Annotated in this window: 19 protein-coding genes; 6 read left to right on the plus strand and 13 right to left on the minus strand. The window is 64.9% G+C overall.

Going from position 1 to position 22,338, the window contains the following annotated elements; all coding sequences use genetic code 11:
* Positions 1–320 precede the first annotated feature (320 nt).
* On the minus strand, positions 321–1,553 hold the full coding sequence (locus JQ567_RS15375) for an acyl-CoA dehydrogenase family protein (RefSeq protein ID WP_212439617.1): 1,233 nt from the start codon (positions 1,551–1,553) through the stop codon (positions 321–323).
* A gap of 123 nt (positions 1,554–1,676) precedes the next feature.
* Here JQ567_RS15375 and JQ567_RS15380 point away from each other — a divergent pair, with 123 nt between their 5' ends.
* Entirely contained in the window at positions 1,677–2,582 is a 906-nt protein-coding gene (locus JQ567_RS15380; RefSeq protein WP_212439618.1) for an alpha/beta fold hydrolase, read from the plus strand.
* A gap of 137 nt (positions 2,583–2,719) precedes the next feature.
* Here the strand turns inward: JQ567_RS15380 and JQ567_RS15385 are convergent, their stop codons facing one another.
* Positions 2,720–3,178 (minus strand): nucleoside deaminase, encoded by a 459-nt coding sequence (locus tag JQ567_RS15385; RefSeq protein WP_212269354.1) that lies wholly within the window; start codon positions 3,176–3,178, stop codon positions 2,720–2,722.
* Positions 3,179–3,331: 153 nt separating this feature from the next.
* Here JQ567_RS15385 and JQ567_RS15390 point away from each other — a divergent pair, with 153 nt between their 5' ends.
* Both JQ567_RS15390 and rsmD read left to right on the plus strand, forming a co-directional pair.
* Positions 3,332–5,473 carry a pseudouridine synthase gene (locus tag JQ567_RS15390; protein WP_212439619.1) on the plus strand — a complete coding sequence of 714 codons (2,142 nt, stop codon included), beginning with the start codon at positions 3,332–3,334 and terminating at the stop codon, positions 5,471–5,473.
* A gap of 7 nt (positions 5,474–5,480) precedes the next feature.
* Positions 5,481–6,035, plus strand: coding sequence for a 16S rRNA (guanine(966)-N(2))-methyltransferase RsmD (gene rsmD, locus JQ567_RS15395; RefSeq protein ID WP_212439620.1), 555 nt, complete (start codon positions 5,481–5,483; stop codon positions 6,033–6,035).
* A 108-nt stretch (positions 6,036–6,143) separates the two neighbouring features.
* Here the strand turns inward: rsmD and mutL are convergent, their stop codons facing one another.
* Positions 6,144–7,955: a DNA mismatch repair endonuclease MutL gene (mutL, locus tag JQ567_RS15400; protein ID WP_212439621.1), complete on the minus strand. Its 1,812-nt coding sequence runs from the start codon at positions 7,953–7,955 to the stop codon at positions 6,144–6,146.
* A 166-nt stretch (positions 7,956–8,121) separates the two neighbouring features.
* On the opposite strand from mutL, the gene JQ567_RS15410 reads away from it, so the two are divergent.
* A complete protein-coding gene (locus tag JQ567_RS15410; RefSeq protein ID WP_249165485.1) occupies positions 8,122–8,859 on the plus strand; it encodes a sigma-70 family RNA polymerase sigma factor in 738 nt (245 codons plus the stop codon).
* A 211-nt stretch (positions 8,860–9,070) separates the two neighbouring features.
* The gene (locus tag JQ567_RS15415) at positions 9,071–9,367 is read left to right on the plus strand and encodes a hypothetical protein (protein WP_212439622.1); all 297 of its coding nucleotides are present in this window, start codon (positions 9,071–9,073) and stop codon (positions 9,365–9,367) included.
* Positions 9,368–9,530: 163 nt separating this feature from the next.
* Here JQ567_RS15415 and arfB read toward each other — a convergent pair whose 3' ends face one another.
* The 8 genes from arfB to JQ567_RS15455 all read right to left on the minus strand — a co-directional run bounded on the left by arfB (position 9,531) and on the right by JQ567_RS15455 (position 19,140).
* Positions 9,531–9,950: an alternative ribosome rescue aminoacyl-tRNA hydrolase ArfB gene (gene arfB / locus JQ567_RS15420; RefSeq protein ID WP_212439623.1), complete on the minus strand. Its 420-nt coding sequence runs from the start codon at positions 9,948–9,950 to the stop codon at positions 9,531–9,533.
* Between the two features lie 66 nt (positions 9,951–10,016).
* Positions 10,017–11,390 (minus strand): pitrilysin family protein, encoded by a 1,374-nt coding sequence (locus JQ567_RS15425; protein ID WP_312017407.1) that lies wholly within the window; start codon positions 11,388–11,390, stop codon positions 10,017–10,019.
* On the minus strand, positions 11,387–12,778 hold the full coding sequence (locus JQ567_RS15430) for a M16 family metallopeptidase (protein WP_409363605.1): 1,392 nt from the start codon (positions 12,776–12,778) through the stop codon (positions 11,387–11,389). Before JQ567_RS15430 ends, JQ567_RS15425 begins: the two co-directional genes overlap by 4 nt.
* Positions 12,779–12,931: 153 nt before the next feature.
* Complete coding sequence (locus JQ567_RS15435; RefSeq protein WP_212439771.1) at positions 12,932–13,639, minus strand: hypothetical protein; 708 nt, start codon at positions 13,637–13,639, stop codon at positions 12,932–12,934.
* 118 nt (positions 13,640–13,757) lie between these two features.
* Positions 13,758–14,255: a signal peptidase II gene (gene lspA, locus JQ567_RS15440; RefSeq protein WP_212439625.1), complete on the minus strand. Its 498-nt coding sequence runs from the start codon at positions 14,253–14,255 to the stop codon at positions 13,758–13,760.
* Positions 14,256–14,414: 159 nt separating this feature from the next.
* A complete protein-coding gene (gene ileS / locus JQ567_RS15445; RefSeq protein WP_212439626.1) occupies positions 14,415–17,423 on the minus strand; it encodes an isoleucine--tRNA ligase in 3,009 nt (1,002 codons plus the stop codon).
* Between the two features lie 194 nt (positions 17,424–17,617).
* Complete coding sequence (locus tag JQ567_RS15450; RefSeq protein ID WP_212439627.1) at positions 17,618–18,172, minus strand: sugar O-acetyltransferase; 555 nt, start codon at positions 18,170–18,172, stop codon at positions 17,618–17,620.
* Complete coding sequence (locus tag JQ567_RS15455; RefSeq protein ID WP_212439628.1) at positions 18,169–19,140, minus strand: bifunctional riboflavin kinase/FAD synthetase; 972 nt, start codon at positions 19,138–19,140, stop codon at positions 18,169–18,171. The genes JQ567_RS15450 and JQ567_RS15455 overlap by 4 nt, the downstream gene beginning before the upstream one ends.
* 243 nt (positions 19,141–19,383) lie before the next feature.
* Between JQ567_RS15455 and JQ567_RS15460 the strand changes: the two genes are divergently transcribed.
* Entirely contained in the window at positions 19,384–19,779 is a 396-nt protein-coding gene (locus JQ567_RS15460; RefSeq protein ID WP_192738834.1) for a response regulator, read from the plus strand.
* Between the two features lie 153 nt (positions 19,780–19,932).
* On the opposite strand, the gene JQ567_RS15465 is transcribed toward JQ567_RS15460, so the two are convergent.
* Positions 19,933–20,787 carry a TIGR01459 family HAD-type hydrolase gene (locus JQ567_RS15465; RefSeq protein WP_212439629.1) on the minus strand — a complete coding sequence of 285 codons (855 nt, stop codon included), beginning with the start codon at positions 20,785–20,787 and terminating at the stop codon, positions 19,933–19,935.
* Positions 20,788–20,802: 15 nt separating this feature from the next.
* Positions 20,803–22,266 (minus strand): EAL domain-containing protein, encoded by a 1,464-nt coding sequence (locus tag JQ567_RS15470; protein ID WP_212439630.1) that lies wholly within the window; start codon positions 22,264–22,266, stop codon positions 20,803–20,805.
* Positions 22,267–22,338 lie beyond the last annotated feature (72 nt).

Genomic DNA, 22,338 nt, shown 5'->3' on the forward strand with positions numbered 1-22,338 from the left:
GTGTGCATTTTGTTTTGTGCAAACCGCACGCGAGACCGCGGGTGCAGCGCGCACCCGGTCTTCCCTGCGCCCTCTCAATGAGAGGGCGGGAAGTTTCTGGCAAACCTCGGGCGCAATGCGTCGCGAGAATGCGAAACTGCGTTTCGGATGATGGTGCCAACAACAAACACCACCGTCGTCCCGGCGAACGCCGGGACCCATACGCCGCGGCCCATCGGTGAGAGCGCGGGCGTTAGCGACCTTCTTCAACAACGAGCGCCGCGGCGTATGGGTCCCGGCTCAAGGCCGGGACGACGAGTGTAGGTGCGCGGTGCAGGTCCTTACAGCAAATCCCCACCCACAGCACTCGCCGTCGTGCCATGCTCGCGGAATGCCTTGATGACGTTCTTGCCGATCTTCCACCGGTGCACCTCGTCCGGACCGTCGACCAGCCGCTGCGAGCGCACCTGCGTGTACCATTTGGCGAGCGGGGTATCCTGGCTGAAGCCGAGCGCGCCGTGGAGCTGGATCGCGGTGTCGATCACCTTGTGCACCATGTGCGCATGATAGACCTTGGCGATCGAGTTCTCCTGCCGGATGTCGAGGCCCTTCTCCGCCTTGTAGGCGATGTGCAGCAGCATCAGGCGGCCGATATAGAGCTGCTCGGCGCAGTCGGCGAGCATGAACTGCACGGCCTGGCGGTCGGCGAGCAACTGGCCGAAGGTCGAGCGTTTGGTGATGTGGCCGACCGCCATGTCGAGCGCGCGCTGCGCCTTGGCGACGTTGTGCATGCCGTGACGCAACCGGCCGTAGGCGAGGCGGTGCTGGCCCATGTTAAAACCGTTGCCTTCGCCGCCGAGCAGATTGTCGGCCGGCACTTTCAAATCCCTGATCTCGATCTCGGAGTGGCCGCCATGGATCGCGTCGGCATGCGGCCCCTCGATCGCCATGTTGGCGACGTTGCGCTTGATCTTGTAGCCGGGGTTCGGCAGTTCGACGATGAACGTCGAGTGCTGCTTGTGGCGCGGCGCGTTCGGATCGGTTCTGGCGACCACCAGCGCCATGTCGGCGACGCTGGCCGAGGACGAAAACCATTTCTCGCCGTTGAGGATGTAGTTCTCGTTGCCGTCCTTCACGGCCGTGGTCTGCATGCCGGTGGCGTCGGCGCCGGCGGCCTTCTCGGTCATCGAGAAGCAGATGCGCTTGTCGCCGTTCAGCAGCGGTTTAAGGAACTTCTCCTTCTGATATTCCGTGCCGTGGGCCAATATCGTCATCATCGAGGCGTCGTCGGGGCCCTGGGTGTTCATCGACAGCGCACCGAGCATGCTCTCGCCGAGCTCCATCTGCACCAGCGCATTGGCGAGCGGCCCGAGGCCCATGCCGCCATATTCCTTCGGTACCCACGGGCACCACAGGCCGCGCGCGCGGGCCTTGGCCCTCAGCGGACCGAGCACTTCAGCAAGCGGCTTGGTATCGAGTTCCTTTTCCGCGGGGATGCACTCTTCCTGCACCCATTTGCGGACCTTCTCGCGGATCGCCTTGGCTTCGGCCGGAATCTCGAAATCGATCGACATGGCACTTCCTCGTTTTTTGGTTCTTGTTGGGCAGACTTGATGAATGGCATAAACCCGGGACGTGCCAGCGGCAACGCCAAACAATGTTTAAAGCAGCGGCCCGCCGCGAAGGGAGCGCTCATCATGCCCGATCTTGCCGACCTGTTTCCCGGCTACGCCTCCGAATGGATCAACACGTCAGCGGGCCGCATTTTCGCCCGCGTCGGCGGCAAGGGGCCGCCGCTGTTGTTGCTGCATGGATTTTCGTCCACGCATGTGATGTGGCATCCGGTAGCATCACAACTGGCTGATAACTTCACGCTGATCATCGCCGACCTGCCGGGCTATGGCTGGTCGGACATGCCGCGCAGCGACGAGCACCACACGCCCTACACCAAGCGCGCGATGGCGAAGGTGATGGTGGAGGCGATGGAGCAGCTCGGCCACGTGCATTTCGCGCTCGCCGGCCACGACCGCGGCGGGCGGGTGTCGTATCGGCTCGCGCTCGATCATCCCGGCCGGCTGTCGAAACTCGCCGTGCTCGATATCGCGCCGACCTATGATTACTGGGAGAAGCTGAACCGGCTCTCCGCGCTGAAGATCTACCATTGGGCGTTCCTGGCCCAGCCGCATCCGCTGCCGGAAACGCTGATCGACGGCCATGGCGAATTCTTTCTCCGGCAGAAGATGGCGAGCCAGACCAAGAGCCAGACGCTGGACGCCATCGACCCGCGCGCGCTGGAGCATTATCTGGCGCCGTTCCGCGATCCCGCCCGCGTGCACGCGATGTGCGAGGACTACCGCGCCGGCGCCTATGCCGATTACGAGATCGACAAGGCCGATTTCGCCGCCGGCAAGAAGATCACGATCCCGATGCTGGCGCTGTGGGGCGATGCCGGCGTCGCCAGCGCCGCGACCACCCCGCTCGACACCTGGAAGAAGTGGGCGACCAACGTGCAGGGCGCGCCGGTCGACAGCGGACATTTCTTGCCGGAGGAGAATCCGGACGTGACGGCGAGGTTGTTGAAGGAGTTTTTTCTGAGTGGCTAGCCAAGCAACCGGTGTCATACCCGCGAAGGCGGGTATCCAGTACGCCGCGGCCTATCGATTCATCACTGCCGTCTCTGGGATACTGGATCATCCGCTTTCGCGGATGATGACAGTGGTGCGGAGGCGCGATGGAGCTTCTATCGCCGCACCCGGAAAAAATCCTTCAGCAGCGTCGCCGCCTCGGTCTCGCCCACCGACGAATACACCTCCGGCACGTGATGACAGGTCGGCTGCGCAAAGAACCGCACGCCGGAATCGACCGCGCCGCCCTTGGGGTCGGCGGCGCCGTAATACAGCCGCCGGATCCGCGCAAACGAGATCGCGCCGGCGCACATCGTGCAGGGCTCGAGCGTGACATAGAGGTCGCAATCGACCAGCCGCTCGGTCCCGATGGCCTCCGCGGCCTGCCGGATCGCCAAAACCTCGGCATGGGCGGTCGGATCGCGGTCGGTCAGGGTCCGGTTGCCGGCGGTGGCGATGACCTCATAACCCCGGACAATGACGCATCCGATCGGAACTTCGCCCGCCTTGGCGGCGTTTTTGGCCGTTTTGAGCGCCAAATCCATGAAAGAAGGGGCAGTCATCCCTCGTATCATCGGAAGAAACCTGCTACTAGAAGCGCCTTCAGCAAACGTGGATACCGGTTTTGCGTGAGATTGCGCCTTGAGCCAAGTGCGCGCGCGTTACCGCTATGACAGCCGATCCACATCCGCCTGATCGCCATTTCAGCTACGAACGAGAGACTATTCATGCCCCGCGACAACGACAAAGACAACGATTCCCGCGGCCGGCGTGATCGCCCCTCGGGAGGCCAAGGCCGCGCCGGCGCTGAAAAAGGCCGCGCCGGCGGAAGCAAGGGCCGCTCGGGTGCGGCGAGAGGGCCGGATAAGAAATTCGCCAAGCGCGGTTTTGCCGGCAAGGGTGACGGCGACAAGCGCGACGGCGAGCGGCGTCCCTATGCCGGGAAGTCCGACGGCGCGCGGTCGTTCGACAAGAAGCCTTATGCCGGCGGGGCTAAGCCCTACGCCGGCAAGCGCGACGGCGATCGTCCGCCGCGCCGCGATTTCGACGCCCCGCGCCCGCCGCGTGGCGACCGGCCGTTCCGCGATCGCAGCGAGGGCGGTGATCGTCCGCCACGCTTCAACCGGGATGACCGTCCCCGTGGCGACCGGCCGTTTTCCAGCCGTCCGTCCCGTGGTGACGACGGTGAGAAACGTTCGTTCAAGCCGCGCGAGGATCGTGGCGGCGAGAAGCGCCCGTACACGCCGCGCGGCGACCGGCCAAACTTCAATCGCGACGACCGTCCGCCGCGCCGGGACCGCGAGAGCGGCCCTCGGGATCGCGACGATGCCCGTCCGGCCGCGCGTTTCGGCGAAAAGAAATTCGGAGAGAAGCGTCCCTATACGCCGCGCGGCGAAGGTTTCCGCAAGGACGGCGATCGCCCCCGTGGTGATCGTCCGTACAGCCCGCGCCCGGCGCGCGACGGCGATCGTCCCGAACGAAAATTTGGCGGCGACAAGAAGTTCTCCTCGCGCGGTGCTCCCGACCGCGGCCCGCGCAAGAGCTTCGGCGCCGACCGCGGCGATTCCAAGCCGTGGCAGAAGCGCGAGGACCGCGGCGAGCGCGATGCCCGTCCCGCCCGTGACGGCGCGCGCAGTTCCGACAAGCCGCGCTTCTCGCGTTCCGATCGTCCCACCGGCGATCGCCCGAAGTTCGATCGTCCAAAATTTGACCGTCCAAGACAGCGCCCCGAAGGCCGCACCGACTGGCAGGAGCATCCGCGCAGCGAGCCGGGTGACGAACGTCCGCGCCGCGAGAACGAGGACGACAGCAGGATCTTTGCAAAACGTCCGGCGTTCGGCGGCCGTGGCGCTTATCGCGAGCGCAAGACCGAATTCGAAAAGCGCGGGCCGCAGCCGCCGAAGGTCAAGAAGTCAGGTGAGCGCATCGCCAAGGTGGTGTCGCGCGCCGGCCTGGCCTCACGCCGCGACGCCGAGGAATGGATCACGCAGGGCCGCGTCAGCGTCAACGGCCGCGTCATCAATTCGCCGGCGCTTGATGTCACCGTCAATGATGTAATCACCGTCGATGGCAAGCCGTTGCCGCCGCGCGAGCGCACGCGCCTCTTCATGTTTCACAAGCCGCGCGGCTTGATGACGACGCATGCCGATCCCGAAGGGCGGCCGACGGTATTCGATAATCTGCCCGAAGGCCTGCCGCGGCTGATCTCGATCGGGCGGCTCGATTTCAATACCGAGGGCCTGCTGCTGCTGACCAATGATGGTGGGCTGGCACGCGCGCTCGAACTGCCCGACACCGGCTGGCTGCGGCGCTACCGCGTCCGCGCCCATGGCGAGGTCACGCAGGCGCAGCTCGATGAACTCAAGAAGGGCGTCGAGGTCGACGGCGTCAAATACGGCTCGATCGATGCGACGCTGGAGCGCGACCAGGGCGCCAATGTCTGGCTGGTGTTTGCGATCCGCGAAGGCAAGAACCGCGAAGTCCGCAACGTCATGGCGCATCTTGGCCTCGAGGTGAACCGGCTGATCCGCGTCTCCTACGGCCCGTTCCAGCTCGGCGAACTCGCCGAAGGCCAGGTCGAGGAAGTCAAAACCCGCGTGCTGCGCGAGCAGCTCGGCGAGAAGATTGCTGAGTTGGCAGGCGCTGACTTTAATCGACCGATGCCGGGTGACAAGGAGCCAACGCCTCCCAAGCCCGTGACCCAGCGAGGCGTGATCGCCGACCGCAAGGGCCGCCGCGTGCTGGTGCAGCGCACCGGCAGCGAGGAAGCCCGCGCGCGCAACGAGGAAGAGGCCAACGGCTACGGCCCGCCGCGCCGTCCGCAGCGCGGCTATCACGGCAAGCGCGATCTGAAGCCGCGGGACGAGTAGTTGGGCTATGCGTGTCGTCGGCGGACGGTTGAAGGGTCGTAATCTGGCCTCGCCCTCATCGCGCGAGATCCGCCCCACCGCGGATCGGTTGCGCGAATCCGTGTTCAACATCCTCGTCCACGCCTATGACGATCCGATCGAAGGCGCGCGCGTGCTCGACCTGTTCGCGGGCACCGGCGCGCTCGGCATCGAGGCGACCTCGCGCGGCGCCGCATTCACGCTGTTCGTCGATAATGGTGCGGAGGCGCGGGCGCTGCTGCGCAACAATGTCGAGGCGTTAGGGCTGGGCGGCGTGACAAAAGTCTATCGCCGCGACGCCACCAATCTCGGCCCCGTCCATCCAATGGAGCCGTTCTCGCTGGTGTTCCTCGATCCGCCCTACGGCAAGGGGCTCGCCGACAAAGCGCTGGCCTCGCTGCGCGAGGGCGGCTGGCTGACGCCGGGCGCGCTGCTGGTGGTGGAAGAGGCGAAGGCCGCCGCGTTCGCGACGCCTGAGGGATTCGAAGAGCTGGAGCGGCGGGCTTATGATGACACGGAGTTCGTGTTCCTGCGATCGCGGTGATCCGTAGGGTGGGCAAAGCGAAGCGTGCCCACCAACTTCTACCCAACGAACCAATGGTGGGCACGGCGCAAGAGCGCCTTTGCCCACCCTACGATTCTCGTGACGCCGTCACCTTCGCCCGAACAGCTTCTCGATGTCCGACAGCTTCAACTCGACATAGGTCGGGCGGCCGTGGTTGCATTGGCCGGAATTCGGCGTGTCTTCCATCTCGCGCAGCAGCGCGTTCATCTCCTCCGGCTTGAGGCGGCGGCCGGCGCGGACCGAGCCGTGACAGGCCATGGTGGCGGCGACGTGCATCAGCCGGCGCTCCAGCGGCAGTGCCTCATCCCATTCCGCCATGTGCTCGGCGAGATCACGCAACAGGTCCGCGGCATTGGCCTTGCCGAGCAGCGACGGCGTCTCGCGCACCGCAACCGCGCCAGGGCCAAAGGAATCGATCGCCAATCCAAACGTCGCCAGTTCCAGAGAACGATCGAGCAGCTTCTCGACCGTGGCCTCGTCGAGTTCGACGATCTCGGGGATCAGCAATATCTGCCGCTGCACGCCGTTGCGCGCCAGCGAGGCCTTGAGCTTCTCGTAGACGATGCGCTCATGGGCGGCGTGCTGGTCCACGACGATCAGTCCATCGCGGGTCTGCGACACGATGTAGGTCTCATGGATCTGCGTTCGCGCCGCACCTAGCGGACGATCCAGCATGTCGGCGGCGGGTTGCGCCTCGAAGCGCACATCGGCCGTCGGCGTGCCGACATCGAATGCGGCCTGTCCCGGCTCAGCGAAGGCCGGCATCGCCGAACCGGCGAAGGAGGGCATCGGTCCGGTCGGATAGGAAGGCGAGCTCCGCCAGTCCCAGTTGGTCGGGCGCGGGGCGAAAGACGGGCGGAATGCGGCGATCGCCGCCCCATCGGTATTCGCAGCGGTGCGCCGGCCTTCGCGGGCGAGGCCGTCCTTGAGCGCATGCACGATCAGCGCACGGACCAGGCCGGCGTTGCGGAACCGGACCTCGGTCTTGGCGGGATGCACGTTGGCATCGACTTCCTGCGGCTCCAGCGTCACGAACAGCGCCACGACCGGATGGCGGTCGCGCGGCAGATAGTCGGAATAGGCCGCGCGCACCGCGCCGAGGATCAGCTTGTCGCGCACCGGGCGGCCATTGACGAACAGATATTGCCCGAGCGCATTGGCGCGCGTCAGCGAGGGGGCGGCGGCAAAGCCTTCGACCACCACGCCTTCGCGCTCGCTGCGCACTTCGATCGCGCTGGAACGGAAATCCGCGCCCAGGATATCGCCGAGCCGCGTCAGCCGACCCGGAGCACCGGGCAGTGCTGCGGCCCAGGTCACCGGCGCGCGCTCTTCGCCGGCCAGCGTAAAGGCGATGTCGGGCCGCGCCATTGCCAGCCTTCGCACCACTTCGCGGATCGCTTCGGCTTCGGTGCGGTCGGTCTTGAGGAATTTCAGCCGCGCCGGTGTCGCAAAAAAGAGATCGCTGACTTCTACACGGGTGCCCTGGCTCAGCGCCGCCGGCATGATCGGTGACTTCGCACCGCCTTCGACCGACAGCGACCAGGCATGCGGCTCGCCTGCGTGCCGCGTCGTGATGCCGAGCTTCGCCACCGCGCCGATCGAGGGCAGCGCCTCGCCGCGGAATCCCAGCGTGCGAATCCGCAACAGATCCTCGTCGTCGAGCTTGGAGGTGGCGTGGCGATCGACCGCCAGCGCCAGATCGGCATGGGTCATGCCGCTGCCGTCGTCGGTGATGCCGATCCGCCGCCGGCCGCCGCCATCGGTGAAGATGTCGACCCGGCTGGCGCCGGCGTCGATGGCGTTCTCGACCAGTTCCTTGACCACGCTTGCAGGCCGTTCCACCACCTCGCCGGCGGCGATGCGGTTGACGACCTGTTCTGGGAGCTGGCGGACGGGCATGGCGCTATGGGTAGCCGATTCAGGGGCGAGGCGGGACCCCATCGGCGCGGATGTTCCCGGAATTCTTGAGCGAAATATAGTTGCAGGCCTGCGAACCGAAAGCCCGGCGGGGCGGCTCTATGACACGAGAACGCATGAGTTCTCTCGTGAAATCAAAGGAGCTGCTATGTTCTATCGCAAGAATCTGCCGGGCTGGGAGCGGGCCATGCGGACCGTGGGGGGCATCATGATGATCGCGTACGGGCTGCTGGCGATGTCAGGCACGACATCAGGCTATTTGATCGCCGGCGCCGGAGCGGTCGCGATCGCGACCGGATTCTTCGGATTCTGCCCGATGTGCGCCATGGTCGGCCGCCGGCTTGCCCTCGCCATGAATGCGCTTGTCCGAACCAGCCGCTGCGATCCCGGGCTGATCGAGGCGGCGCGGGGTGGGGACGCCGATGCGCTGGTGTCGCTGATATCAGCGGCCCAGCCTGACGTCCGTCGCTACGCGGCGCGCAATTGCCGCGCAGCCGACATCGACGATGCGGTTCAGGACACGCTGCTGCTGCTGTACCGGCGCGTCGGAACGCTGCGGGCGGTGACGTCGTTTTCGGCGTGGCTGTTCGCGGTCGCGCGGCGCGCCTGTCTGCGGCTCTGGCGCCGGTCGATCGGAATGGCCGACGCGCCGGCGGAAGACACCGAGGCGCGTCTGGCGCATTGGCGTCCCGAAGACCTTCGCATCGATCTTTCGCGTGCCATCCAGTCGCTGCCCGAGCATTATCGTGAAGTGATCCTGCTGCGCGACATCGAGGAATTGTCGATTGACGAAATCGCCAGCGCGCTGGGCCTGACCCGCGAAAGCGTCAAGGCCCGCATTCACCGCGCGCGGATCATGATCCGGGAATATTTGATTCGCGACTGACGCAAGAACAGTTCCAGTTGCCGCATATGCGATCAATCCGTGGCCAAGTTTTCGCGAAATTGCCCCGAAATCCCTAAACGAAGACCACACGGCGCGGATTGTCTGGTGCGTGCGCCGTTCGTGACAAATCGCTCAACGCGATGAGCAGCTCCGGACGGATGGCGCTGGAACAACCGAACCGCTCATCGCGAATCAAACCCAGGAGAACTGAATGAAGTTAGTGAAAACCTCGGCGATCGCGCTTGCCATCTCGGCCATGGTGGCCGGTCCCGTGCTGGCGCAGGGTACTTCGTCCGATAGCAAGATCCGCGGCGGCGTGCAGGGCAAGAGCCAGATGCAGGGCGGGACGTCGGCCACCGACGACGAGGAACTCAGTGCGCAGCCGGGTGCCGCCGGACAAAAGGCCGCGAAGACCGGTGCGAAGGGCACGGTCGGCGCCGGCAGTGGCGCGGCCAAGGGCACTGGCGGTGCAGCCGGCGATACCGCGACCGGCGGCAAGCGCTACTAGTAGCGCGCGCCCTTCAATAGGTTCCACTTACAACTCGGAAACTCCGGTCGCGCGTCGGCCGGAGTTTTTTTCAGAGCGCATTCGAGTGAAGTGAATACCGGTTCGCGTGAAGCATCGCTCGAAGCACTGGTGCAGCTAATCAACCTTCTTGCGGCCATTCGCGTCAGTCGTCGAAGCGTGTGGAGCCGCGCTTGGCCTTGACGTCGCTGCGACGCTTCTTGCCTTCCAGCCGCCGTTGCTTGGATCCGAAAGTCGGCTTGGTGGCGCGCCGCGGCACCGGCCTCACCATGGCTTCGCGCAACAATTCGAGCAGCCGGTCGATGGCATCGGCGCGGTTGCGCTCCTGGGTGCGGAAGCGCTGGGCGTGGATCACGATCACGCCTTCCTTGGTCATGCGCTGGCCGGCGAGCCGGTTGAGCCGCAGAGCGGCGTCTTCCGGCAGCGTGATCTTGCGCGTGTCGAAACGCAATTGCGCGGCGGTCGAGAGCTTGTTGACGTTCTGCCCGCCCGGACCGGAGGCGCGGACAAAGCCGATCTCGATGTCGTTCTCGTCGATCGAAAGGTCGCGGGAGACCCGCAGCATGGCGTTCACCGGGCGTGGAAAGAATCGGTGCGCGCAAGATAGCGTTTTTGGACAGAAGTTGCTCTGTCAGTTCGCTTTCGGCGGCGGCGCAGCAACAGCCGGCTGGGCGGCGGCTTGCGGGGCGCGGCCGACGATCACGGTGAGCAGGCCCTTGCCCCACAGCAGCTGCGCTGCCTTTTTGGCGTCGTCGAGCGTCACGGCATCGACGAGAGCGTTGCGCCGTTCGATGTAATCAATCGGAAGCTTGTCGAGCTGGTATTGCAGCAGCGCCGCGGCGAGCTTCGAGGAGGTGTCGAGCGCCAGCATCTGCGAGCCCTTCAGATAGGACTTGGCCTCGTCCAATTCCTTCTGGGTCGGGCCGTCCTCGGCGATACGGCGGATCTCCTTTTCAATGGCGTCGACGGTTTCACCGGCGCGGTCGGCGCGGGTGCCGGTATTGCCTACGAACAAGGCGGAGCGGTCCATCCAGAGCAGGGATTCAGAAATCGAATAAGCCAGCCCGCGTTTTTCGCGGACTTCCCTGTAAAGCCGCGACGATGATCCGCCACCGAGGATATGGTTCACGACATAGCCGGCCATGAAATCCGGATCATGGCGGCGGATGCCGGGGCCGCCGAACATGACCACGGTCTGCGGCACGTCGAGCGGAACGAAGGCGCGCTGCGGCGGCTGGGCAGCCTGGATTTCGGCGACCGGCGTCAGGCTGGCTTTGGCCGGCAATCCGCCGAACGTCTTGTCCAGGAGTTTGCCGAGCGTGTCGGCGTCGACATCGCCCACCACGGATATCCGCAATGTGTCTTTGGCGATGATGCGGCCGGCATAGGCCTTCATGTCCGACACGTCGATCTTGGGCACGCTGTCCAGCGTGCCGTTGGACGGACGGCCATAGGGATGATCGCCGAACGCGACTTCCAGGAACTTGCGGCTCGCCAGCGAGGAGGGGTTGGTGGTCTCACGCCGCAGACTGGAGATCACCTGCGCCCGGATGCGCTCGACGTCGGCGGCGTCGAAACGTGCCGAGGTCAATGCCAGCTGCAGCAGGTTGAAGGCTTCGTCCTTGTTGTCCTTGAGCATGCGCAGCGAGCCGCGGAAATAATCCCGCGTCGATGAGAAGCTGAGCTCGATGGCGCGGCGGTCAAGCCGCTCGTGATAGGTCTTGGAGTCGAGATCGGCAGCGCCTTCGTCGAGCAGGCCGGCGACCAGATTGCCGGTGCCGGGCTTGTCGGCCGGATCCTGGCTCGAGCCGCCGCGGAAGGCATATTCCATCGCGATCAGGGGCACGGTGGCGTCCTGCACGAACCAGGCTTCAATGCCGCCGGGTGACACCAGGCGCTGGATTTTTGCGGCGGCGTGCGATGGTGCCGGGGTCAGCAACAGCAGTGCCGCGAGGGCGGCAATGGTTGATGTGAAGCGCCGAGCGCCAATCGAAAAATGGATCACGAGCGCTTCTCCTCGCGTTTCGGCGTGGGGTCCTTGATCAGATAACCCGTCACCGAACGCTTCTTGTCGAGCCATTTGTGGGCGGCGTCACGGACCTGTTCGGCGGTGACCGCGCGGATGCGATCAGGCCAGCTGCGGATGTCCTCGATGCTCAGGCCGGTGGTGAGCGCGCCGCCATACCAGCGCGCCAGCGTCGCCTGATTGTCCTGCGCGTAGATCGCCTCCGCGATCAGCTGGGTCTTGACCCGTTCGATATCCTCGGCGCGGGCGGGATTTTGGATGACGTCCGCTATCACGTCGTCGATCGCCTGCTCGACTGCCGAGAACTCCACGCCGGGTTTCGGCGAGACCGAGATCGAGAATTGCGACGGATCGAGCGAGGTGCCCTGATAGCCGGCACCGGCGTTGATCGCGAGCGGGCGGTCGATCACGAGCGCGCGGTAGAGATAGGAGTTGGAGCCGCCGCCCATCAGTTGCGCAAGCACGTCGAGCGCCGGGCTTTCGCCGGCGGCCGCGGTCGTCGAGGAGGGAACGAGGTAATAGCGCCGCAGGCCGGGTTGTTCGACGCGCGGATCGGACAGCGTCACGGTGCGCGGTGCGGCGGGTGCCGGCTCCTGCGGACGAATGCGCTGCGCGGGAATCGCCGGCTGCGCGGGGATCGCGCCATAGGCGCGCTCCACCATCGGGCGGATCTCCTTGGCATCGACATCGCCGGCAATCACCAGGGTGGCGTTGTTCGGCGCGTAGAAGCGCTTGTAGAACGCCAGCGCGTCCTCGCGGTCGAGCTTCTCGATCTCCTGTCGCCAGCCGATCACGGGGCGGCCATAGGGATGGTTGAGATACAGCGCGGCCATCATCTGTTCGTTCAGCCGCGCGTCCGGGTTGTTGGCGACCCGCATGTTGTATTCCTCGAGCACGACGTCGCGCTCGGGCAGAACATTTTCGTCCTTCAGAATGAGGCCGGTCATGCGGTCGGCCTCGAATTCCATCATCCGGCCTAGCTGGTCGCGCGGCACGCGCTGGAAATAGCCGGTATAGTCGACCGAGGTGAAGGCGTTTTCGTTGCCGCCGATCCGGCGCACGGTTTCGGAGAATTCACCGGCGGGATGCCTGGCGGTGCCCTTGAACATCAAATGCTCGAGGAAATGCGCCAGTCCCGATTTGCCCGGCGTCTCGTCGGCGGAGCCGACCTTGTACCAGATCATCTGCGTCACGACGGGGGTGCGGTGATCGGGGATCACCACCACCTGCAGGCCGTTGCCGAGCGTGAAGCTGGCGGGTCGCTCCGACGTCACCGTGGTCTGGGCCGGCGCGCCGCTGGTGGCAAAAGCGATTGTCGAAATCAAAACGGCAGCGAGCGAAACGGCAAAGCGATGTGGGGACATCATGACCTATCTGGAAGCCCGAACCTAAGCGTTCGGGACAAAGCTGCGGCATCGTACACCGCGCGTATCACGCCTGATGTCACGATGCAGGGAGCAAAGCGCCTGGCGGTGCCGACAGCGGTCCTCACAGGTGAGGGCGCGGAGCCGAAGTTGGCGTCAACGTTCCTTGCCCGTCATGACGTCGTAGGTCTTGTTCAGCGATTCCTTCGGCCCGGTTCCGTAGGCGAAGTTCGGCGAGGGCGTCTGGTATCCGGCCGGAGGCTCGACCAGCGACTGCCGCGGCGGCTCGCCCTTGAACTCCGCCGTCTCGGACTTGTTGCCTTTGAACATACCGAACAAGCCGCCTTCATAGCCGAGCTGCGATGGGCTCAGCAGCGGGCTGTTGGTGGTGCCGGGCTGGACCGGATCGTTGTTGGTGCGGGCGGGCGCGGCGGTCCTGCCGACGTTGAGTTCGGCCGGCGTCAGGACACGGCTCGACAGGGCGGGATCCTTGTTGTCTTTCTTGCGGGCCGCGATCGCAGCCTTGCGGCGTGCGTCGTCCGGATCCTTTGGCCAGTTCGGCGCGTTCGCGGCGGCCGAGGAGGCGGCCGGCTGCGGCAGATCGAGTTTGGGGGGCACCACCAGCGGGGAACGCTCGCGGTACTCGATGCCCCTGTTTTCCATGTTCGTGCCGCCGAGGCCGCTCATGATGTTGCCGATGATCTTTTCCTCGAAGGTCCTGTCGTCTTCGTCATCGTCATCGGCCGCGCGCACCGGACCGGCGGCCATCACGAGGCCGACGCCCAGGGCAATGGCGGCGAACCGCATCGCCCGCGTCAGCGAGGTTGTCTGCACCATCCAGAAGCTGGCTTCGGTCTCGCGCATTGCGCTCGTTCCCATTCAAATTTCCGCAAAACTTGCCGGGCTGGCCTTGAGGCACAATCCCGAGTTTGCAAGGCAATATTACCGCCAAGGAGCCGCCAACGGCCCGTATCGACCGGGATCAGGGCGCTTTTGCGGCGGTTACCCCCAGGAAGGAATCATACAATAGGGCTGCTACCCCGGCAACAATGGCCACATCCGCAAGGTTAAACACGTACCAATTGAAGGTATTTCCCCCGATCTGGACGTGGAAAAGGGCAAAATCGACCACCGCGCCATAGGCGAGCCGGTCGATGGCGTTACCAACAGCCCCGCCGATGATCAGGCCGAGCGCCACGGTGGCCAGCCAATTGCGCGAGTGGGCCATCCAGACCGCCAGAACGACCACGGCCACCGCCTTGATCGCGGTCAGGATGGCCTGGGCCAGGAAGCCGTCGTTCTGGAACCAGCCGAAACTGATCCCGACATTCCAGGCCAGCACCAGATCGAAAAACGGCGTCACCTTCACTGCCCCCCGCCGGCCGATATCGAACACGAACAGCAGCCAGAGTTTCGAAGCCTGGTCGAGCACCAGGGCTGCGACGGCGGCGATGATCCCGGGGCGGAGGTGAGGGCTCATGGCGACGTGCCCGACACAAACTCCGCCGTCGTCCCGGCGAAGGCCGGGACCCATACGCCGGGAAGCTTCGGGTTTGAAAGATTGCTGGTCATCTTCCTTTGTCGATCTCAGACGCCGGTGGTTATGGGTCCCCGCGTTCGCGGGGACGACGATAGAATTCTAGACACCCACTCCCAGCGCTTTCCACTCCCGCAGCGCCTGCGCGTCGCGCGGCGAGACATCAGGGTATTCGGCGTCGTCGCCCACGGTCGGCAGGATCTTCCACGACCGCGCGCATTTGGTGCCGACGGCCTTTTCGACCACGACCGCGACGCCGGGAACGTCGGCGAGGGTGAAGGCCGCGGCTGGCGCGTCGTCGTTGGTCACCATGGCGTTCGAGGTGATGCACACTTCGGCCAGATCGACGTCGAACAGCGTGTTGAAGATCGCCTTGTCCGACACATAGACCAGGGGCGAAGCTTCCAGCGACGAGCCGATGTTCTTGGCGGCGCGTTCGAGTTCGAGTGCGCCGGTGACGACGCGTCTGACGTCGCGGATGGTTTCCCATTTCGCAGCCAGCGCATCGTCACGGAATGAACCCAGATCCGTCGGGAACAGCGTCAGGTGCACCGACGGCGCGGCGCCCGGCCGGTACATCCGCCAGGCTTCGTCGGTCGTGAAGCTCAACACCGGCGCCAGCCATTTCAGGATCGCGTCGCAGATGATGTCGATCGCGGTCAGCGCCGCCTTGCGCACCGGCGAGGACGGCGCATCGCAATACAGCGCGTCTTTCCGGATGTCGAAATAGAACGCCGACAATTCGGTGTTCATGAACGCCGACAGGCTGGCGACGACCGTCTTGTAATCGAACTCGGCATAGGCCTGCCGCACGATTGCGGCTTGTCCCGCCAGTTGATGCAGCATCAGCCGCTCGAGTTCCGGCATCTCCTCATGCGCGACCGCGTCATCGGGGTTGAAGTGGTGCAGCGTGCCGAGCATCCAGCGGATCGAGTTGCGCAGCTTCTTGTAGGTCTCGATGGTGTTTTTCAGGATTTCCGGCCCGATGCGCTGGTCGTCGGCATAATCGGTCGAACAGACCCAGAGCCGCAGGATATCGGCGCCGGAATCCTTCATCACCTTCTGCGGCTCGACGGTGTTGCCGAGCGATTTCGACATCTTGCGGCCGTTCTCGTCCAGCGTGAAGCCGTGCGTCAGCACCACGTCGTAAGGCGCGCGGCCGCGGGTGCCGCAGCTTTCCAGCAGCGAGGAATGAAACCAGCCGCGATGCTGGTCGCTGCCTTCCAGATACATCACGGTATCCTCGCCGCCATCGACCTTGCGGACGATGTTGCCGAGCGTGGGAAAATTCTGGCGGTCTTCCAGCACGAAGGCGTGCGTTGAGCCGGAATCGAACCAGACGTCGCAGATGTCGTCGACCTTCTTCCAGTCTTCGCCGGCGCGGGACCCGAGAAAGCGTTCGCGGGCGCCGTCCATGTACCAGGCGTCGGCGCCTTCCTCCATGAAAGCCTCGGCGATGCGCTGGTTGACGATTTCGTCCTGCAGGATTTCGGCGGAGCCGTCGCCCTTCTCGCGCACGAACACCGCGATCGGCACGCCCCAGGCGCGCTGGCGCGAGATCACCCAGTCGGGGCGGCCGGCGATCATGCCGTTGATGCGGTTTTGCCCGGCGGGCGGCACCCATTGCGTCACCGAGATCGCATGCAGCGCGCGGGCGCGCAGCGTGTCGCCGGGCCTGGCCTTGCCGTTATCAGCGATGTCCTTGTCCATCGCGATGAACCATTGCGGCGTATTGCGGAAGATCACCGGCTTCTTCGAGCGCCAGGAATGCGGATACTGATGTTTGAGGCGGCCGCGCGCCAGCAGCTTGCCGTGTTCGACCAGAACCTTGATCACGGCCTCGTTGGCGTCGCCCTTTTCGCCCTTGTCGTTGATCACGCGCTTGCCGACGAAGCCCGGGGCGTGGTCGGTGAAGGCGCCGTTCTCGTCGACGGTATAGGGAATCGCGGTGTTGATGCCGCGGCTGTCGAGTTCGCGCGCGTTCGCCATCCAGGCGTCGAAGTCTTCGCGGCCGTGGCCGGGCGCGGTATGCACGAAGCCGGTGCCGGTATCGTCGGTGACATGGTCGCCGGGCAGCAGCGGCACGGTGAATTCGTATCCGCCGCTAAAGCCTTTCAGCGGATGGGCGCATTCCACTGCGTCGAGCGTGTCGGCCGGCAGCTCGCGCACCTTCTTGTAGGCCGCCACACGCGCCTGCTTGAACACGCTCTCGGCGAGCGCGTCGGCGAGGATCAGGAGGTCGCCGTTCTTGGCCCAATTGTCCGCGGGCGCATCGGTGACCTCAAACAGACCGTAAGCGATCTTGGGCGAGAAGCTGATGGCGCGGTTGCCGGGCAGCGTCCATGGCGTCGTGGTCCAGATCACGACGGACGCATTGGCCAGCGCGCCATGCGCCGGCGAGGTCACCGGAAATTTCACCCACACCGTGTCCGAGGTGTAATCCTCATATTCGACCTCGGCCTCGGCGAGCGCGGTCTTCTCCACCACGCTCCACATCACGGGCTTGGAGCCGCGATAGAGCGTGCCGTTGGCGGCGAACTTCATCAGTTCGCGCGCGATCTGGGCTTCGGCGGGATAGCTCATGGTGGCGTAGGGATGATCCCAGTCGCCGATGATGCCGAGCCGCTTGAATTCCTCGCGCTGCACGTTGAGCCAGTGCGTCGCATAGGCGCGGCATTCCTTGCGGAACGCCACCATCGCTGTGGAGTCGCGGAAGTCGGGCTTCGGCTTGCCCTTGGAGCGGTAGTTCTCTTCCTCGATCTTCCATTCGATCGGCAGGCCGTGACAATCCCAGCCCGGCACATAGTTGGAATCGAAGCCGAGCATCTGCTGGCTTTTGGTCACGACGTCCTTGAGGATCTTGTTCAGCGCGTGGCCGATATGGATGTTGCCGTTGGCGTAGGGCGGGCCGTCATGCAGCACGAATTTCGGTCGCCCGTCGGCCGCCTCGCGCAGCTTCTCGTAGAGACCGATCTTGTTCCAGTGGCTGAGGATTTCGGGCTCGAGCTTGGGCAGGCCGGCGCGCATCGGGAATTCCGTCAGCGGCAGGAACAGGGTCTTGGAATAGTCTGGTCCTTCGGACTTTTCGGACTTTTGCGGTTTTTCGGACATGAATGCTCTGGTTTGGCTCAATGGGCGCGAGATACGCTGGTCATTCGCGGGGTAAACGGGGGAAATCCCGGTCTTGCGCCGAGCCAAGGCTCAGGCGGAAGCCGGGCCGCTAATGGGGATGGTGCGCCGCGCAAACATGGGCTTTCCATAGCAGCCGGAAGCGGAAATCGCAAAGGCCCGCAAGGGCCCGCATCTCAGGACGACCGTTTCGGCCTTGCCGGGTTTCCGGTGACGGTCACTTCAGCGCCGACGTCGCGCGTGACCACGCTGCCGGCGCCGATCACCGCACCGTCGCCGATACTGACGCCGGGCAGGATAATGGCACCGCCGCCGATCCAGACATCGCTGCCGATCCGGACCGGGCGCCCGAATTCGAGGCCTTCGCGCCGTGTCTTGGCGTCGCGGGGATGGTCGGCCGCGTAAATCTGCACGGCGGGCCCGATCTGGGTGCGGTCGCCGATTGAAACCTCGACGACATCGAGGATGACGCAGTTGAAGTTCATGAACACGCCGTCGCCGAGGCGGATATTGTAGCCGTAGTCGCAGAAGAACGGCGGCCGGATCACGGCATCCTTGCCGACATGGCCGAGGCGTTCGCAGAGCAGCGCGTGCCGTTCCGACACCGGCTGTGCGAGTGCCGCATTGTAGCGCATTAGCCAGGCCTTGTTGACCGCCTGCTCGGCGCCGAGTTCGGCGTCGGGGCGATACAATTCGCCCGCAAGCATCTTTTGCTTTTCGCTTCTGCTCAATCGATCACCCCAAGCTTCGGAAATGCATCGGGCGCGGCTGCGAGGGCCGCGCGGGCCCGGGCGCTGTCGTCGTCCATCTGGCGGATCAACACCTCGATGCCGTCGAATTTAAGTTCATCGCGGATGAAGGCGATGAAGGCGACGTCGAGCACCGAGCCATAGAGATCGCCTTTGAAGTCGAGCAGGAAGACTTCCAGCAGCGGCGCGCCATTGTCGAAGGTCGGGCGGCGGCCATAGCTCGCCACGCCGTTGAGCCGCTCGGTTCCGCGCCCGACCCGCACCGCATAGATGCCGTGCTTGAGCGCGCAATTCTTGTCGAGGCGGATGTTGGCGGTGGGATAGCCGAGGTCGCGGCCGCGCTTCTCGCCATGGATCACCTCGCCGGTCGCAAACCACGGTCCGCCCAGCATCGCTGTGGCGTCGTCGATCTGGCCCTCTGCCAGCGCCATGCGGATGGCGCTGGAGGACACCGGCCGCTCGGCGATGTCGACATGGGCCTGGACGTCGACCTCGATCCCGAGCCGCGGCGCCTCGCTGACCAGAAGGCTGGGCGAGCCGACCCGGCCCTTGCCGAAATGGAAGTCGTAGCCGACCGCGATGCCGCTGATGCCGAGCCGACCGATCAGGTCATGGTGAATGAAATCTTGCGCTGACGTTCCGGCGCGGCCCTTGTCGAAGGTCATCACCACCGCGCCGGCGAGCCCGGTGCCGGCCAGCAGCCGTAGCTTGTTGGTCTCGTCCGTGAGGCGGAATTGCGGGCTGTTCGGGCTGAAAAAGCTGCGCGGATGCGGCTCGAAGGTCACCGCAAAAGCGGGTTTTCCGTGGGCACGCCCCATGTTCAGCGCGGCGGCAATCACGGCCCGGTGACCGAGATGGACGCCGTCGAAATTGCCCATGGCGACCACCGCCCCCTTGGGGATGTCGGCGGCGGGGGTGGTGTCTCGAATAACGGTAAAACCAGTTGTCATGTGACGGATTCTTGCAGGATTCTTGCGGATTCTAAAAAGACCTTGGGCCGCGATGCGCGCGGCCGGACCGTGACGTGGGGGCGCGGGCGAAGTCAAGCCGGACGGCTTTGGTTCAAAACCGAGGCAATCCACCCGCGCCCGATTAACGCGCTGTTTAACGCCTTGATGCTAGGGGTGGGGCGAGGACTGCGGGTCGCGCAGGCCTGCCGATATTTAGTGGCGTAAGCGTTAGTGGGGGAAGAGATGGCGGTTGATTTGTCGATGTCGGTTCTGGTGGTCGATGACTACAACACCATGATCCGGATCATCCGAAATCTTTTGAAGCAGCTCGGCTTTGAGAATATCGACGATGCCAGCGACGGTTCGGAAGCGCTGAACAAGATGCGCGGCAAGAAATACGGGCTCGTGATTTCCGACTGGAACATGGAGCCGATGACCGGCTACGACCTGCTCAAGGAAGTCCGTGCCGATCCCAACCTGGCCACCACGCCCTTCATCATGATCACGGCGGAATCCAAAACCGAGAACGTGATCGCGGCCAAGAAGGCTGGTGTGAACAATTACATCGTCAAGCCGTTCAACGCGGCGACGCTGAAGACCAAGATCGAGGCGGTCTTCCCGGATATGGCGACGGCGTAAGGCGCCAGCCACAAGCACCAATATTCGTCATGCCCGGGCTTGTCCCGGGCATCCACGTCTTTGGTGCAGCGAGTCTGCAAAGACGTGGATGGCCGGGACAAGCCCGGCCATGACGGAGTGTGTTGAAAGTAGCTGGTATTCAGTCTCCGACCTCTACCACTTCAGCTCCCGCATCAGCGCCTTTGGCGGATGGCCGAACAATTCCCTGACCGAGGCCGGGTCGAACTGGTCGATGCCTTCGAATTCCTCGGAATGGATGCCGCGGGTCACGAACAGGCAGTCGATGCCGAAACCCAATGCCCCGGTGAGATCGGTGCGGACGGAATCGCCGATCGCCAGCACCCGGTCGAGCGGGGCGGCATGGCCGCGTTGTTCGGCGGCGAGCGCCATCGCGCGTTCATAGATCGGCCGGTGCGGCTTGCCGTAGAAGATCACCTCGCCGCCGAGTTCGCGATAGAGCTCGGCGATCGCGCCCGCACAATAGATCAGCCGGTCGCCGCGTTCGACGACTATATCGGGATTGGCGCAGATCAGCGGCAGGTTGCGCTCGCGCGCCCGCAGCATCATCGCGCGATAATCTTCAGCCGACTCGGTTTCGTCGTCGAACAGTCCGGTGCAGACGATGTAGTCGGCCTCTTCCAGCGGCGAGATCACGGGATCGAGCCCGCGATAGATCGAATTGTCGCGCTCCGGACCGAGCCAGAACATCTTCTTCCCCGGATGGTCGGCAACAAACAGCCGGGTCAGATCGCCGGAAGAGACGATCGCGTCATAGGTCTCGTCGGCGACGCCGAGCTTGCGCAACTGCCGCTGCACCGAATCGGCGGGCCGCGGCGCGTTGGTAATGAGGATGACGGTGCCGCCGCGCTGGCGGAACGTGTGCAGCGCCGCGCAGGCCACCGGAAATGCCTCGAGCCCGTTGTGCACCACGCCCCAGATATCGGAGAGGATGACTTCCACGCCATCGACGAGGTCGCTCAGGTTTTCGACGAACCGAAGTGTGGTCATGACATCGGGCGCCGGTTAGCCCGGTCCGGCGGCGCGGCGCGCCAGCGCGGCATTGCCGGTCGCCCGTGTCGAAGGTTCGATCGCCGGGCTGGCGACGGGAGCAGGGGTGCTGGGGCCATTGGAACCGTTGGTGCTGTTCGAAGTCGCTCCGCCGGTAGCAGATGCCCCCTCGGGCCGCAACGGCCGGGGCGGCGCGAACAGGAAGCCCTGGCCGAACCGCACGTCGAAATCCAGCAGATCGACCACCGCGCGCTCGCCCTCGATCTTTTCGGCAATCAGGTCGATGCCGAAGCGGCCGAGCAGATCCGACAAGTCAGAGGGGTGAATGTCCGACGTCGAGCTCTGCTTGGGATCGAGCAGCAGCGCCGCTGGAACCTTGATGAAGCGGACGCCGCGGTCGGCGAGTTCCCGCGGCTCGACCCTGATATCGCTGACATGGTCGATCGAGAAACGGTAGCCGCGCTGCGACAGCGCCGCGAGATGCTCGGTCTCGGTCGGACCGAGGTTGCGGAACGTGGCCTGCTTGAACTCGAGCACGAAGGACGGCGCCAGCGCGCGATTGGCTTCGAGGAAGTCGAGGCATTGCGCGAAGGTGGTGGGATTGGCCAGCGTCGCGGCGGAGACGTTGCAGAACACGCCGACATCCTTGTTGCGCACCATCAGGCGGCGCAGCACCTGCACACAGCGCAACATCACCATGTGGTCGATGCGCCCCATCAGGCCGCCGGCTTCGGCGGTGGCGATGAAATCGTCGGCGGCAAGAATCTGGTCGTTGTCGTCGCGCAGCCGCGTCACCGCCTCGTAGAAGCGCACCTTGCGCTGTGGCAGCGTCACCATCGGCTGCAGATAGATGTCGAGCCGGTTCTCCTCGATGGCGTTCTTCACCGCGGCGAGAAGCTGCGGCTGGCTGCGCGCGGCGGCTTCGGCCGGCGCTGGCGCGGCGACGGGTGCCGGCCTGGCGACGACGGGCGGCGCTGCGGCTTCGGTGGATAATGGCGGTGAGGTTCGCGGTTCGGCGACAGGCGCAGTCACGATCGGTGCCGGTGCCGGTGCCGGTGGCGCTGCCGCCGCGCCCGAGGCAATCAAATCCTCATGGCTGGCGACGGAGACCGCAAGCTGCTTGACCAGCACGCCGAGTTCGTTGATCTCGCCGACCACGGCCTGGATGCGGTCGCTGCTGGCGGAATTCGCCGACACCACGCGGCCCTCGACGGCCGCGAGCCGGCGGCCGAATTCGGCGACCTGGCGGGCGAGGTCGGCGGTGCCGCGGGACAGGTCCGCGATCTGGCTGCCGACATCGGAGCGATCGCGCAGCCGCATCGAAACCGCGTTGTAGAGGATCAGGAAGGTCAGTGCCGTCAGCGCCACGATCGCGGATTCGGTTCCGCTGATGCCGGCGACCGCATGCAGGACCAGGCCAAGCGAGGCTGCGACCAGCACCATGCAGATGGCGATAAAAATCGTCGAAATGCGAATCATGTCGCGCACTACGCCTTCAGGTCCGAACTACCCCCGCCCGGGAAAATGCTGGTGTCGTCAGGCATCGTCCGG

The organism is Bradyrhizobium sp. AUGA SZCCT0431 (assembly GCF_018131065.1).
Classification (GTDB): Bacteria; Pseudomonadota; Alphaproteobacteria; order Rhizobiales; family Xanthobacteraceae; genus Bradyrhizobium.

What these genes read in the sequence shown, in the direction of transcription:
- JQ567_RS15375 (WP_212439617.1), bottom strand. Translation starts at nt 1,553, where the DNA reads ATGTCGATCGATTTCGAGATTCCGGCCGAAGCCAAGGCGATCCGCGAG.
- JQ567_RS15380 (WP_212439618.1), top strand. Translation starts at nt 1,677, where the DNA reads ATGCCCGATCTTGCCGACCTGTTTCCCGGCTACGCCTCCGAATGGATC.
- JQ567_RS15385 (WP_212269354.1), bottom strand. Translation starts at nt 3,178, where the DNA reads ATGATACGAGGGATGACTGCCCCTTCTTTCATGGATTTGGCGCTCAAA.
- JQ567_RS15390 (WP_212439619.1), top strand. Translation starts at nt 3,332, where the DNA reads ATGCCCCGCGACAACGACAAAGACAACGATTCCCGCGGCCGGCGTGAT.
- rsmD (WP_212439620.1), top strand. Translation starts at nt 5,481, where the DNA reads ATGCGTGTCGTCGGCGGACGGTTGAAGGGTCGTAATCTGGCCTCGCCC.
- mutL (WP_212439621.1), bottom strand. Translation starts at nt 7,955, where the DNA reads ATGCCCGTCCGCCAGCTCCCAGAACAGGTCGTCAACCGCATCGCCGCC.
- JQ567_RS15410 (WP_249165485.1), top strand. Translation starts at nt 8,122, where the DNA reads ATGTTCTATCGCAAGAATCTGCCGGGCTGGGAGCGGGCCATGCGGACC.
- JQ567_RS15415 (WP_212439622.1), top strand. Translation starts at nt 9,071, where the DNA reads ATGAAGTTAGTGAAAACCTCGGCGATCGCGCTTGCCATCTCGGCCATG.
- arfB (WP_212439623.1), bottom strand. Translation starts at nt 9,950, where the DNA reads ATGCTGCGGGTCTCCCGCGACCTTTCGATCGACGAGAACGACATCGAG.
- JQ567_RS15430 (WP_409363605.1), bottom strand. Translation starts at nt 12,778, where the DNA reads ATGATGTCCCCACATCGCTTTGCCGTTTCGCTCGCTGCCGTTTTGATT.
- JQ567_RS15435 (WP_212439771.1), bottom strand. Translation starts at nt 13,639, where the DNA reads ATGCGCGAGACCGAAGCCAGCTTCTGGATGGTGCAGACAACCTCGCTG.
- lspA (WP_212439625.1), bottom strand. Translation starts at nt 14,255, where the DNA reads ATGAGCCCTCACCTCCGCCCCGGGATCATCGCCGCCGTCGCAGCCCTG.
- ileS (WP_212439626.1), bottom strand. Translation starts at nt 17,423, where the DNA reads ATGTCCGAAAAACCGCAAAAGTCCGAAAAGTCCGAAGGACCAGACTAT.
- JQ567_RS15455 (WP_212439628.1), bottom strand. Translation starts at nt 19,140, where the DNA reads ATGACAACTGGTTTTACCGTTATTCGAGACACCACCCCCGCCGCCGAC.
- JQ567_RS15460 (WP_192738834.1), top strand. Translation starts at nt 19,384, where the DNA reads ATGGCGGTTGATTTGTCGATGTCGGTTCTGGTGGTCGATGACTACAAC.
- JQ567_RS15465 (WP_212439629.1), bottom strand. Translation starts at nt 20,787, where the DNA reads ATGACCACACTTCGGTTCGTCGAAAACCTGAGCGACCTCGTCGATGGC.
- JQ567_RS15470 (WP_212439630.1), bottom strand. Translation starts at nt 22,266, where the DNA reads ATGATTCGCATTTCGACGATTTTTATCGCCATCTGCATGGTGCTGGTC.